This is a genomic window from Occultella kanbiaonis, assembly GCF_009708215.1.
Lineage (GTDB): Bacteria > Actinomycetota > Actinomycetes > Actinomycetales > Beutenbergiaceae > Occultella > Occultella kanbiaonis.
Window position 1 is genome coordinate 2,061,335 of sequence record NZ_CP046175.1, and the last position, 13,205, is coordinate 2,074,539.

Consider the following 13,205-nt stretch of genomic DNA (forward strand, 5'->3'; position numbering starts at 1 on the left):
GGGGTTCTCGCACGTCGGGGTCTCGGCGGGCCGGGCGTCAGCCCGCTGAGGACCGGAGCGCCGCGGCGTAGCGGTCGGAGTGCTCGCGCTCGTCGCCCGGCAGCAGGCCGGCCAGCTCCAGGCTGACCAGCCCGTGCACGAGACCCCACAGGCGCAGGGCCGTCGGCTCGGGGCCGGCATCGCCGACCTCCGCACGAGGGAGCCGGGCGACGGCGTCGCGCAGGACGCCGAACGTCGGCTCGGCCAGGGGGTCCTTGGACCGGCGGACCCCGTCCGCCGCGAACATCACCCGGTAGAAGTGCGGGTCCGCCAGTGCGCTCTCCCGGTAGGCCAGCCCGAGCGCGAACAGGTCCGCCCCCGCGTCGCCCGTGCGGGGCACTGTCGCGAGATGCCGGCCGAACCGCTCGAACCCCTCGTCCACCACCGCCTCGATCAGCCCGTCACGCCCACCGAACAGGGTGTACACGGCGGCCGTCGTGGTGCCGGCCGCGGCGGTCACCGCCCGCAGCGACATGCCGTCCGGTCCATTGGCGGACAGCGCCCGGGAGGCGTGTTCGAGCAGGCTCGTGCGGAGGGTCTCGTCATGGGTGCGGGGGCGGGCCATGAGCCGAGTCTAGGGCTTGACACCAGTTTTCTTACAGCGTTAGATAACAGTGTTAGTAAACCGGAGCAGAGATCGGATGATCGCCATGATCGAGTTGTCCCAGGCCGCCACGACGACGGCCGGCGTTGCGATCCTCGCCGCCGTGACCGTCACCAGCGGTGGCTACTTCCTGACGAAGGTGGTCACCGGCAAGGTGCCAACCACCGCCTTCCAGACCGCGTTCTTCCGCGCCGGGCACGCCCACGCCGGTGTGCTCATCGTGTTCGGCCTGGTCTGCCTGCTGCTCACCGAGGCGACGGCGCTGGCCGGCTTCTGGCGCTGGCTCGCCGGCACCGGGGTGCTGGTCGCGGCGATCGCCATGCCGGCCGGCTTCTTCTTCTCCGCCATGGGCAAGGGCCGGGAGCGGCCGAGCCGCTGGATCGCGATCCTCTACCTGGGCGCACTGTCGCTCGTCGCCGGTCTCATCACCCTGGGGATCGGCCTCCTGACGGCGTGAGAACCGGCCCGCAGGCGCCCGCGATCGGCTCGCAGCAGGCGACCCGAGCGTGATCCAGGACACCCGCGTGCGGCGGTCGGCGTGCGTGTCATCCCGGACTCGGCGGCGGATCTTTGGTTGAGTAGAGCCGACAGGCTTGTCTCGGCACGCCTGACCCGAGAGGACAACCAACAATCATGGCGACCCGTACGACTTCCCCCGGACGGTCCGCCTCACCTGGACGCAAGAAGAGTTCGCCGGCCGCGAGCCGGGCGGGCTCCACCTCGCGTTCCGGCGGGAGTGGGCGCAAGAAGCCGGCGCAGCAGCAGCAGTCACCGCTGCCCGTGCGCATCGTGCGCGGGATCTGGATGGGACTCGCCCACCTAGTCGGAGGGACGGCGCGCAGCATCGGATCCGGAGCCCGCAACCTCGACCCCGCCCATCGCAGGGACGGCATCGCCTTCCTGCTGCTCGCCCTCGCCGTGATCGTCGCCGTGCGCGAGTGGTTCGGCCTGTCCGGCGCGGCCGGGGAGATCGTCCACGCCGCGGCGGCCGGCCTCGTCGGCGTGCTCGCCATCGTGATCCCCGTGATCCTCGTCCTCATCGCCGTGCGCCTGATGCGTCACCCGGAGCGCAGGGAGGTCAACGGCCGCGTCTTCATCGGCCTGAGCGCCATCGCGGTGGCGGCCTGTGGGCTGATCCAGGTGGCCTCCGGGCTGCCCGCACCGCCCGCGTGGCAGGACGTGTTCGCGGCCGGTGGCCTGATCGGCTTCGCCGCCGCCAACCCGCTCTCGGCCGCCCTGACCAGCTGGGTGACGGTGCCCCTGCTGGTGCTGTTGGCGTTCTTCGGCCTGCTCGTGGTGACGGCCACCCCGGTCGCCGCCATCCCGCGCCGGATCCGCCAGGGCGTCGACTGGGTCACCGGCGCCGACATCGACGCCCGCGAGGCCGACGCCGCCCAGGGCGCCCCGGACCCCGACGCGACCGAGGAGCTCGACGGACGGCCCCGCCGTCGTCGGGCGAAGGCGAAGGGGACCACCCCCGCCGTCGAGCCCGGCGCGTACACCGGTGACGAGGCGTTCGTGCACCCGCACGAGACCGAACCCGGCGACGAGCCCGCCGAGACTCCCCGCGGCCGCAGCCGCACCCCCCGGGCGGGTAAGGCCACCCCGGCGCCGGAACCGGCCGCCGTCGAGCCGTTCGACGAGCCCGCCGAGGAGAGTGCCGCGCCCGAGGACCTGATCGCTCCGCCCACCCAGGCGCTGCCTGCCCGCGCGGAGCAACTGGTCCTCGACCCGGGCCTGACCTACACGCTCCCCGGCGACGAGGCGCTCGTGCAGGGCGCGCCGCACAAGCTCCGCTCGCCCGCGAACGACCGGGTCGTCGAGGCGCTGACCACCGTGCTCACCGACTTCGGCGTGGACGCCCAGGTCACCGGCTTCACCCGGGGCCCGACGGTCACCCGCTACGAGGTGGAGCTCGGCTCCGGGGTGAAGGTCGAGCGGGTCACCGCGCTCAGCAAGAACATCGCCTACGCCGTCGCGAGCGCGGACGTGCGGATCCTGTCCCCGATCCCGGGGAAGAAGGCGATCGGTATCGAGATCCCGAACGCCGACCGCGAGATCGTCGTCCTCGGCGACGTGTTGCGGTCCGCCGTGGCCCGCCGCAACGAGCACCCGATGGTGATCGGCGTCGGCAAGGACGTCGAGGGCGGCTACGTGGTGGCCAACCTCGCGAAGATGCCACACATCCTCGTCGCGGGCGCCACCGGTGCCGGTAAGTCCTCGTTCGTGAACTCGATGATCACCTCGATCATGATGCGCGCCACCCCCGAGGAGGTGCGGATGGTCCTCGTCGACCCGAAGCGGGTCGAGCTGACCATCTACGAGGGCATCCCGCACCTGATCACGCCGATCATCACGAACCCCAAGAAGGCCGCCGAGGCGCTCGAGTGGGTGGTCCGGGAGATGGACGCCCGCTACGACGACCTCGCCGCCTTCGGGTACAAGCACATCGACGACTTCAACGCCGGGGTGCGCGCCGGCAAGGTGAAGCCGTTGCCCGGCAGCGAGCGCAAGATCGCGCCGTACCCGTACCTGCTCGTGGTGGTCGACGAGCTCGCCGACCTGATGATGGTCGCGCCGCGGGACGTGGAGGCGTCCATCCAGCGGATCACCCAGCTCGCCCGCGCCGCCGGCATCCACCTGGTGCTGGCCACGCAGCGTCCGAGCGTCGACGTGGTCACCGGCCTGATCAAGGCCAACGTGCCGTCCCGCCTCGCCTTCGCGACCTCCTCGCTCGCCGACTCCCGCGTGGTCCTGGACCAGCCGGGCGCGGAGAAGCTCATCGGGCAGGGCGACGCGCTGTTCCTGCCGATGGGAGCGTCCAAGCCGATGCGCGTGCAGGGTGCCTGGGTCAGCGAGACCGAGGTGCACGCCGTCGTCGAGCACGTGAAGAGCCAGCTCAAGCCGACCTACCGCGAGGACATCGTGGTGTCCGCGGCGAAGAAGCAGGTCGACGAGGACATCGGCGACGACCTGGACCTGCTGCTGCAGGCGGCCGAACTGGTGGTCACCACCCAGTTCGGGTCGACCTCGATGCTGCAGCGCAAGCTCCGGGTCGGGTTCGCCAAGGCCGGCCGGCTGATGGACCTGCTCGAGTCCCGCGAGATCGTCGGGCCCTCCGAGGGATCGAAGGCCCGCGACGTGCTGGTCCAGCCCGACGACCTGCCCGCCACGCTCGCCATGCTGCGCGGCGACGGTCCCGCACCCGCGGCGGACGTCGACGACGAACCCGGCTACGACGACGGCCCCGAGGACCTCGTGGCCGCCGACCTCGCCGAGCGCGAGCAGGCCGTGGACTACTACGACTCGGACGACGAGGACGGCTCCGAGGACGCCTGGGACCTCACCGACCGGAACTGAGGCAGGTCCGGGCGAGAGGCTTTGCCGCGCAGGGTAGCGTGCCATATCGTTTGTCAATAATATCGATGAACGATAAGGGGACGATGATGTCGAAGAAGCGGAAGGCCGGGGATCCGCGGTCTGAGGCGACCAGGCTGGCGATCGGGTTCGTCCGGTCGTTGGCCGTGTTGGGGGCAGCGTTCGCTTTGCTGCAGGCGTGGGTCATCGTTCGCGGCCGGACCGTGAGCCTCAACTCGGCGGACCCGGGGATGCCGATCCGGGATCTGCCCCAGATCGCCGCCGCGGAGCCCGGTCCCGACAATGTCATGACCGTGCTGGACCTGTCGTGGTGGATCAGGTTGTCCGCAGCACTGCCGGGCTTGCTCCAGGCGGTCCTACTCCTGCTGGCTGCGTTGCTCCTGGTCAGGATCCTGAGTGCGATCGCGGCGCACCGATCGTTCGGAGCAGAGGTCCGGCGAGATCTGTCCGGCATCAGCCTGCTGCTCATCCTCGGCGGCGTCGCCATGGCATTGCTGGACCTGCTCGCCGTGGTGCTGCTCACCCAGACCTTCTACCCTCTGGACGGCAGGGTCTGGGAGCGGTTCGGGATTGATCTGCCCTCGGTCCCGGTCTTCCTGATCGCCCTCGGCTTCGTGGCCTCCGCGTTCATGTACGCGATCCGGGACGGCGCCGACCTCGAGAAGGAGACCGTGGGTGTCGTCTGAGCCCGACCACCGGATCGTCTGCCACCTCGACCGCGTCCTCGAGGAGCGTGGCGTCACTCTGACGGAGCTGTCCGAGCGCACCGGGATCACCCTCGCGAACCTGTCCATCCTGAAGACGAACAAGGCCCGGGCGATCCGGTTCACGACGCTCACGGCGATCTGCGACGCCCTCGACGCCACGCCCGCCGACCTCTTCGGCCTGCGCTCGGGCTGAGTCCCGTGGAACGCCGGTGCCGGGCCGTTCAGGAGCGGGGGACCACCGCGGCCTCGTCCCCGGTGGGCGTCGGTGGCTCGGTCCGCTCGGGGAAGTCCGCGCCGCTGGAGTTCGCCATCACCTGCGCCACGAGCGACTGCCGGTTCTCGAGCGTCCCCGAGGACAGCGTCAGGCCCGACGGCGTTTCCCCGGCCAGGAGCGCGGGCAGCGGGTAGACCCGCTGGGCGCCGACCCGGTCCACGGTCATCGGGGTCCACTCCAGGCCGGTCACCCGGGCCGGGCCGTCGGCGGGCTTGACCACGGTCGCCGTCAGGAACAGCCCGGTGCCGGTCTGCGGGACGCAGCACAGGTCGTCCTGGTTGGAGATGAAGTTCCCCAGCGAGTAGGCGACCCACATGCCGGAGCCGTCAGGGCCGCCGTCGAGCAGTGCCATCGGCTGGGGCACGTGCGGGTGGTTGCCGATGATGAGGTCCACCTGCCCGGACGCGGCGAGGGCCTCGGCGACCGCGACCTGGTCGTCGGCGGGGGAGTTCTGGTACTCGTAGCCCCAGTGCAGCGTGGCCACGACCAGGTCCGCCCCGGCCTCGCGGGCCGCCGTCGCCTGCGCGATCAGCGCGTCGGCGTCGATGATCGTGACGGCCCAGGGGGCGTCGGCGGGGATCGGCAGGCCGTTCGTGCCGTACGTCGCACCGATCTGGGCGATCCGGATCGTCTGCCCCTCCCGCTCCAGCTCGTAGAACTGCGGTGCGAGCTCCTCCTCGGCGCTCCGGGCCGAGCCGGCGTGGCCAAGGCCCGCCTCGTCGAAGGTGTCGAGGGTGTAGGCGAGGTTGTCGTAGCCGCGGTCGAGGGAGTGGTTCGTGCCGGTGGAGCACCCGTCCCAGCCGAGGTCGGCGAGGTTGCCCGCGATCTCGGTGGGCGCGCCGAACAGCGGATATCCCGACGGCGTCTCGTCCGGCAGCGAGAGCGGCACCTCCATGTTGCACAGCGCCAGGTCCACGCCAGAGCTCCAGGGCCGGGTCGCCTCCAGCATGGGCGTGAAGTCGTACCCGCCGTCGGTCCGGGCGTTGCGGATCACCGTGTCGTGCGGCAGCACGTCGCCGGCGGCGCCGATCGTGAAGACGGCGTCCGCCTGCGGTTCTGGAGTCGTCGGCTCCGTCGTGGCAGCCGGCTCGCTCGTGCTGGACGCCGCTCCGGGCTCGGTGGTCGGCTCAGCGGTCGGGCCGGGCGTGCCGCCGGCGTTCCACGGCTGCCAGGCCGCGACCGCGCCACCGACGCCGAGGCTCAGCGCGAGGATCAGCAGGATCGCGGGGAGCGGGAGGCCGCGTCGACGGCGTCGGCGCCGACGCTGGGTGGGGGTCTCAGACACCGGAAGAGTGTATGTCGGCGTGGTGCCGCGTCTGTGCCCGGTTCGGTCCCGGTCCCGTACCCTGATCGCGTGACGAGTGAATCCCGGTCCAGCGATGAGGCGACCGCCGAGGTCTGGAACCTGCCCAATGTCTTGACGATGGTGCGGGTCGTGCTCGTCCCGGTCTTCGCGGTCCTGCTCTGGCAGGACTCGACCGCGGCCCGCGTCGCAGCGCTCGTGGTGTTCCTGCTCGCGGCGTACACCGACCGGCTCGACGGCCAGATCGCCCGCAGTCGCGGGATCGTGACGAACTTCGGCAAGATCGCGGACCCGTTCGCCGACAAGCTGCTCACCGGCACCGCGATGGTGATGCTGTCCATCATCGACTCCGGCCTGATGCCGTGGTGGGCCACGATCGCGATCCTCGTCCGTGAGATCGGGATCACCGTGCTCCGGTTCGTGATGGTCCGTCGCGGCGTCGTGATGCCCGCGTCCAAGGGCGGCAAGCTCAAGACCGTCCTGCAGATCGTCTTCATCTCGCTGATGCTGCTCACCGTCGCCCTGGCCGACCTGGCCTTCGGTGACGTCCTGCGGATCGTCGCCTTCGTCATCATGTTGGCCGCGCTCGCGGTCACGGTGGTGACCGGCGTGGACTACTGCGTGAAGGCCTGGCAGTCGGCCCGTTCGGGCGGCGGCGCCGCTGCCGAACCGGGTGCCCGCTGACGCCGATGCCCGCTCACAGCACCGCCGGGACCGTCGCGCGCCTGATCGAGTCAGGCCGCACCGTCGCGGTCGCGGAGTCCCTCACCGGTGGGGCGCTCGCGGCCGAACTGGTCTCGGTCCCCGGTGTGTCCGCGGTGCTGCGCGGCGGTGTGGTGGCGTACGCGACCGACGTCAAGGCCTCGCTGCTCGGCGTCGACCCGGACCTGCTCGCCGTCCACGGACCCGTCCACCCGCAGGTGGCCCTCGAGATGGCCGACGGCGTGCGGGCGGCCCTCGGTGCCGAGATCGGGCTGGGCACCACCGGCGTAGCGGGCCCCGGGCCGGCCGACGGGCAGCCGGCCGGCACCGTGTTCGTCGCGTGCACCACGCCGACCTGGCGCGCGGTGCGCGGCTATCACCTCGCGGGCGCCCGTCCCGCGGTCCGGTCCGCCACCGTGGCGCTCGCCCTCGCACTGCTTCGCCAGGCCGGGGAACAAGCGGGGCGGCCGCGGCGTTGGGAAGGGTAATGAAGCACAACATGACGCCAGTGAACGCCCGGCCGGCGACCGGGGCACCGAAGGGGCGACACCCGCATCGTTCGTCCACGGTGCGCAACGCACCCGTCGCACCATCGGGGTACGGTAGGACTACGGCAAAGGCAACAGCGCGAGAGGAGGGACGCACCATGGTGGTACTACGGCGAGAGATCGGTGATGTCCTGCGGGGCGCACGCCAACGTCAGGGACGCACTCTGCGCGAGGTGTCCTCGGCAGCACGGGTCTCCCTCGGCTACCTCTCGGAGGTCGAGCGGGGCCAGAAGGAGGCCTCCTCGGAGTTGCTCTCCTCGATCTGCACAGCTCTGAACATCCCACTCTCGGTGGTGCTGCGCGAGGTCTCCGACCGCGTCGCACTCGTCGAGGGCATCGCGATCCCGGACACCATTCCCGCGGACTTCGCCTATCAGCTCGGCCGCGACGAGGATCTCGCCACCGTCTGATCCCCTATCAGTCTCGAACCGATGGCCCCGGCACTGCGCCGGGGCCATCGGTGTCTTCGCAGGTCCGCGCTCAGCAGGTGTTGTTCCTGACCTCGCCCGGCACGAGCACCAGGGGAGTCGCCGACCGGCAGCTGAGCGTGCCGTTCACCGTCATCCCGACGAGGACGACCTCACCCACGGCGTCGAACAGTTCGAACGGCCCGGTGACCGTGCTGTCCTGCAGCCACGCGGTGCCGGTGCCCCCGGTGAGCGTGAGGGGTCCCTGCACCTCGGTGTCGAGCAGGTCGATCAGGACTGCGCCGGTGGCGTCCAGCGGTCCGCGGACGGTGGAGTCCTGCGCCCGCAGGCCACCGCCGGCAGCGACGGTGACCGCCCCCCGCACCTGTGCGTCATCCAGGCACAGGATCTCGCCGCCGCCCACCGTGACCGCGTCGATCACCGGCCCGGTCAGGGTCCGTGTGCAGGCGTTCTCGACGGCCAGCCTGACGGTGAGGACGGGAGCCGTCGCACCGGCCTCGCGGCTCGCGATGGTCGCCCCGGCGAGTTGTGGGTCGGTCGGGGACTGCAGGAACGCCAGCCCCAGCTCCTCGCCGACTGCTGCTGCGACGGCGGTCGTCACGTCGACCGTGATCGCTTGCTGGGTCTCGGGTGCCACGAAGGAGCCGACCGGTTCGGTGCCGACCGGTGGTCGCGTGTTCCACGACAGGGTGGACTCCGTCCAGTCGGTCCCGGCGGTCATGACGTCGATCTGCATCGTGCGGCCGGCGGACACCCCGGCCGTGAGCGTCAGTTCCGCCGAGACCACCGACCCGGCCTCGATCGTGGACAGGTCGAACACCGCGAGGCCCTGCCGGGTGCCGCCCACGGTGCGCGGGTCGTTCTTGACGGTCATCGAGGGCAGCCGACCGTAGCGGCCGCCGGCGTACTCACCGTCGCGGATGAAGCCGTCCCGGGCGGAGACGATCGTCTGCTGCGTCGGGTCGACGACGCGAACGTCCGCGCGGAGGAAGGCGAGGCGTCCCGCCGCGTCGCGGTAGCGGCCGTGGATCACGGCCTCGCCCGGAGCCAGGGCCACGATCACGCCGTCGACCACCTCGGCGACGTCCGGCGCCGAACTGACGAGTTCGACCTCGTCGGCCCCGAGCTGGGTCGTGCTGTCATCCGAGTAGGTCGCCACGATGCTCGGTCGCGTCGCGCTGCGCAGCGTGAGCTCACTCGGTAGGTCCGCGACGAGACCGGTCAGCTCGGCCTCGCCGACCGCCGCGCCAGGCCAGGTCTGCCCGTCGGCGACGAGCCGGAAGTCTGCGAGCGAGTTCCACTCGTTGGCGTTGCTGCCGTATCCGATCAACCGGACGTAGCGTGCCGTGACGGGGGCGAACGGGTGGGACTCGGGTTCCGCCGTGGCGCCGGAGGAGGTCGAGGTGAGCGCCTCGGTCCAGGTCGCTCCGTCCACGGAGGTCTCGATCGTGAACGAGTACTCGCGCGCTGCCCCCTGGCTCCACGCCAGTGAGACCCCGTCAACAGTGCGCGCCTCGGGCAGATTGAGCTGGATCCACTGGCCTCGGCCCTGCGCCGACCAGAACGTCGCCAGATCGTCGTCGATGGCACGCTCCGCCGGGTTGACACCGACGACGCTCGCGACGACCGGGGCCCGGAACGGATCGAGCAGGTCGATCGTGTACCTGGCCGAGCACGAAGACCCGGCGCCGACGCAGATCACCGCGGTGCCGGGCACCTGCGCCGCCTGCTCGACGTGAACGTCCGCTCCGGCCGCGCCGACCGCTTCGATGACCGGCACGCCGCTCGCGGCGGGGCGCTCGATCACGTAGCTGTGGGAGTCTGCGGAGAAGCCGTCGAGCGGCTCGCCGTCGACCGTGACCGACGCCAGGGACGCCGGCGGCGCCGGCGGCACCGTCCAGTCGGCGAGCGGCGTTGGCGTGGGAGCGGGTGCAGGATCCGCGCCGGTCGGGAGCGGCTCCAGCAGCACCGAGATCCGGAAGTCGGCGCTCTCCTCGCCGGTGACGACGAGCTTGCGCGTGCCGGCGTTGGCGTTCTGGCCGGCCGGAGCCGGCGAGGTCGGCAGCGGCACCGCGTCCATGACGGACAGTTGTGCCCCGGGTGGCCCTTCGAGGAGTCGGGCGCTCATCTGGCGGCCGTCGATGGTCAGGGTCGCGGACAGGCCATCCGGCGCGACGTCGACCGCGGCGGCGGTGTGCATGAACCACCACGGCTCGACCGGCTCGGTGGCGGTCACCTCGTCCTGGATCAGGAACCGGGACCGGTCGTCGATCAGCGCGACGCCACGGTCCCAGTTCGTGACGCCGAGGTCGGCGTACGCCTGGGTGAGGTCGGAGACCACGAAGCTGCCTCCCGGGCTCGAGCCCGTGGCCACGATGGTCCCGGTCGCATCGAGTGCCTGCCCGCCACCGGAACCAGGATTGAGCACCAGCGTGTTCTGACCCTCGGTGCGGGTGCGGTAGTAGGTCCAGCGCGGCCCGTCCGGGCCGGCCGATGAGTACCCGGGCAATCCGTAGCTGTCCGGGCCGAGCTCGCTCGCCCACCGCATGCCCATCGAGTCGATGACGAAGCTGCCGAGGTCGAGGTGGCTGTGGTTGACGCCGTTCTGCCCGGCCTTGAACCCGAAGAAGTTCGCCATCGAGTCCCAGCCGCTGCGGGCCAGATAGGTCTGCAGCCGTTCGAACCTGCGATCCAGGGGCGCGCCCGCGTCCGCGGGCGAGGTCGAATCCTGCAGCCCCTGCCACAGCAGGTAGAACGGTGGGTACGTGAGGTTGTTGGTCTGGGCGAGCTCCTCGGCGAGCCACGCGTACACCGGGTCGTCGTAGCGGGCGGCAAGCCAGGCGCCGACAGAGCCGCCCTCCGGCGAGCTCGCCGCGGCGTCGTAGTAGTTGAAGCTCAGACCGGTCGGGCCCGTCATGTAGAGCGGGAAGTCGAGGGTGCGGTCCAGCCCGGGGAGCTCGGAGATCCCGAAGTCGTCTCCGACGGCGCTCTCCAGCGAAGCCATCAGGGGCACCAGGTAGCGGGTCGCGTAGCCCCAGTAGACGATGCCCTCGGTGTACCCGCCGTCCGGGCCGTACTCCGCGAGCGCGACCGGCAGTCGGTCAAGCGCCTGCGCGATCATCGAGTTCGCCAGCTCCGGCTCCTCGTCCGCGATCGCCAAGGATGCGATGACGATCGCGCTGTTGCACACGACGTTCCAGTTGTGCTTCGCCCGGGTCCATGACGTCTCGGCGTCGTAGTGGTCCTGCGCCGGGGCCAGCCCGAGCTCCACGATCGCCGTGCGAACGACCGTACGCTGCTCGGCGTCCATCCACGAGTACAGCCAGTCGTAGGAGACCGCGTACGCGTGCAGCAGTTCCGCCGTCGACAGGAAGCTCACCGGATTCCAGTCGCTGAAGGCAGCCACCGCGGCGAGCTCGTCGTAGGCACGCTGGGCGTAGACCTCATCCCCGGTCAGCCGGTAGGCCATCGAGAGCACGTAGGAGCGGTGCAGGACCTCCCGCGCGACGAGCAGCAGCGTCCGGCCGTCCGGGAACTCGTAGGTGGAGACCGGCTCGGTGAGCAACCCGTCCGCCGCATCGATCAGCTCCCCGTGCAGCCGCTCGGCGAACGGGTCCGTGCCGATCTCGGCCTGGATGCGCGCCACATCGGCGTCACCGAGCATGAGTCGCGGATGAGCGCCGACGAGCGCGGCGACGTCCTCGGGGGCGTCGATGACCGGGATGTCATCGGCGCGCGCCGGCGCCCCGATCCCGAAGGCCGGGATGAGGACGAGCGTCGCCGCGGTCATCATCGCAAGGATCGAGGGCTTCCTACGGCGCGCGGGGCGTGGTCGGTTCGGTGTTCGCACGGTGCGTTCAGCTCCATCACTGGTCGTCGGCGGCGGGTGGCTGGGCAGCGGTTTGCGGCCCAAGTTCGATTCCTATCGGGACTGTTCGTGGAGCCCGACGGCGTCCTCCGGGCGGATCCGGGTGAGGTCGCCGCTGTAGTGGCGCAGGTCGTGGCGCACGTAGGGATGCCGGGACATCGCCTCGAGGTCGAGCTCGACGCCCAGGCCCGGTCGGTCGGGGATGGTGGCGCGACCGGCGATGATCGGGGGCTCATCGATGACGACGTCGCGTCGCCACGGCACGTCGGTCGCCATGGTCTCCAGCAGGCCGAAGTTCGGGATGCAGCCCGCCAGCTGGAGCGTTGCCGCGTGCGCGACCGGGCCCGAGGGGTTGTGCGGCATGAACGGGATCTGCCACATCTCCGCGATCGTTGCGACGGCGCGCGCCTCCCAGATCCCGCCGACGTGCGAGACGTCGGGCTGCACCACATCGGCGGCGTGTCGTTGGAACACCTCCACGAAGTCCCAGCGGGTGTACAGCCGCTCGCCGAGCCCGATCGGGGTCGCGGTCGCGGACCGCAGCTCGGCCGCGTTCGCGAGGTTCCCGGGGATCAGGGGCTCCTCGAGCCACAGCAGGTCGAAGGGCTCCAGTGCCCGCGCCACCCGCAGCGCCGTGGGCATCTCGAACCTGCCGTGCGCCTCGACGATCAGTGACGCATCGTGGCCGACCTCGGTCGCGACCGCCTCGACCACCGCGAGGGCGTCGCGCAGTTCCGCACGGTCGAGGCTGCGGAAGGCCGATCCGAACGGGTCCCACTTCAGGGCTCGGTAGCCCCAGTCGACAGCGCTGCGTGCCCGCTGCGCGAACTCGGCGGGCGTGCTCGCGCCGGCGAACCAGGCATTGGCGTAGCACTCGACGTCCTGGCGGACGGCCCCGCCGAGGAGCTGGTGCACCGGGACGCCGAGGGCCTTGCCCTTGAGGTCCCAGAGCGCCATCTCGACCGCGGAGAGTGCGCTCGTCAGGACCGCGCCGCCGCGCCAGTACGCGTCCCGGTAGGCGCGCTGCCACCACGCCTGGATGTCGTGCAGCTCGACGTCCGCGAGCCCGTTCTCGAGGTAGCGGATCGCTTCGGCCACGACATGCTCGCGGTACTCCAGGGTCGCCTCGCCCCAGCCGTAGCGGCCGTCGTCGGTCTCGAGCCGTACGAACACCCAGTTGGTGCGGTACGCGTCGCAGACGTAGGTGGTCATCGAGCGCAGCCTCATCGCATCCTCACCCTCGAGTCTGTTAACCGGTTGACACGGTGCAATTGAGCCATGCACGAGTGGTCCTGTCAAGGTTTCCCGGACGGCCGGCCGTGACGTACTCTCAAGCAGACCGCGGTGGATCAGC

Annotated in this window: 11 protein-coding genes; 7 read left to right on the forward strand and 4 right to left on the reverse strand. The window is 71.0% G+C overall.

All coding sequences use genetic code 11. The annotated features are described in order from the left end of the window. Positions 1 to 37: 37 nt before the first annotated feature. Positions 38 to 604: a TetR/AcrR family transcriptional regulator gene (locus GKS42_RS09460; protein WP_154793597.1), complete on the reverse strand. Its 567-nt coding sequence runs from the start codon at positions 602 to 604 to the stop codon at positions 38 to 40. A gap of 85 nt (positions 605 to 689) precedes the next feature. Between GKS42_RS09460 and GKS42_RS09465 the strand changes: the two genes are divergently transcribed. The 4 genes from GKS42_RS09465 (at position 690) to GKS42_RS09480 (ending at position 4,921) form a co-directional block, all read left to right on the forward strand. Beyond that, positions 690 to 1,100, forward strand: coding sequence for a hypothetical protein (locus GKS42_RS09465; RefSeq protein WP_154793598.1), 411 nt, complete (start codon positions 690 to 692; stop codon positions 1,098 to 1,100). Between the two features lie 176 nt (positions 1,101 to 1,276). Next, positions 1,277 to 4,003, forward strand: coding sequence for a DNA translocase FtsK (locus GKS42_RS09470; RefSeq protein ID WP_154793599.1), 2,727 nt, complete (start codon positions 1,277 to 1,279; stop codon positions 4,001 to 4,003). A 221-nt stretch (positions 4,004 to 4,224) separates the two neighbouring features. Further along, positions 4,225 to 4,707 (forward strand): hypothetical protein, encoded by a 483-nt coding sequence (locus GKS42_RS09475; protein WP_168217794.1) that lies wholly within the window; start codon positions 4,225 to 4,227, stop codon positions 4,705 to 4,707. Further along, on the forward strand, positions 4,697 to 4,921 hold the full coding sequence (locus GKS42_RS09480) for a helix-turn-helix domain-containing protein (RefSeq protein ID WP_154793601.1): 225 nt from the start codon (positions 4,697 to 4,699) through the stop codon (positions 4,919 to 4,921). The genes GKS42_RS09475 and GKS42_RS09480 overlap by 11 nt, the downstream gene beginning before the upstream one ends. Before the next feature lie 28 nt (positions 4,922 to 4,949). On the opposite strand, the gene GKS42_RS09485 is transcribed toward GKS42_RS09480, so the two are convergent. Further along, positions 4,950 to 6,287, reverse strand: coding sequence for a CapA family protein (locus GKS42_RS09485; protein WP_154793602.1), 1,338 nt, complete (start codon positions 6,285 to 6,287; stop codon positions 4,950 to 4,952). Between the two features lie 69 nt (positions 6,288 to 6,356). Here GKS42_RS09485 and pgsA point away from each other — a divergent pair, with 69 nt between their 5' ends. From pgsA to GKS42_RS09500, 3 genes are all read left to right on the forward strand, one after another. Next, on the forward strand, positions 6,357 to 6,989 hold the full coding sequence (gene pgsA / locus GKS42_RS09490) for a CDP-diacylglycerol--glycerol-3-phosphate 3-phosphatidyltransferase (RefSeq protein WP_154793603.1): 633 nt from the start codon (positions 6,357 to 6,359) through the stop codon (positions 6,987 to 6,989). Positions 6,990 to 6,994: 5 nt separating this feature from the next. Next, positions 6,995 to 7,495 (forward strand): CinA family protein, encoded by a 501-nt coding sequence (locus tag GKS42_RS09495; protein WP_154793604.1) that lies wholly within the window; start codon positions 6,995 to 6,997, stop codon positions 7,493 to 7,495. A 158-nt stretch (positions 7,496 to 7,653) separates the two neighbouring features. Then, the gene (locus tag GKS42_RS09500) at positions 7,654 to 7,965 is read left to right on the forward strand and encodes a helix-turn-helix domain-containing protein (RefSeq protein ID WP_154793605.1); all 312 of its coding nucleotides are present in this window, start codon (positions 7,654 to 7,656) and stop codon (positions 7,963 to 7,965) included. A 70-nt stretch (positions 7,966 to 8,035) separates the two neighbouring features. On the opposite strand, the gene GKS42_RS09505 is transcribed toward GKS42_RS09500, so the two are convergent. Beyond that, positions 8,036 to 11,773 carry a CBM96 family carbohydrate-binding protein gene (locus tag GKS42_RS09505; RefSeq protein WP_168217795.1) on the reverse strand — a complete coding sequence of 1,246 codons (3,738 nt, stop codon included), beginning with the start codon at positions 11,771 to 11,773 and terminating at the stop codon, positions 8,036 to 8,038. A gap of 132 nt (positions 11,774 to 11,905) precedes the next feature. Further along, the gene (locus GKS42_RS09510) at positions 11,906 to 13,063 is read right to left on the reverse strand and encodes a mandelate racemase/muconate lactonizing enzyme family protein (RefSeq protein ID WP_232847993.1); all 1,158 of its coding nucleotides are present in this window, start codon (positions 13,061 to 13,063) and stop codon (positions 11,906 to 11,908) included. Positions 13,064 to 13,205 lie beyond the last annotated feature (142 nt).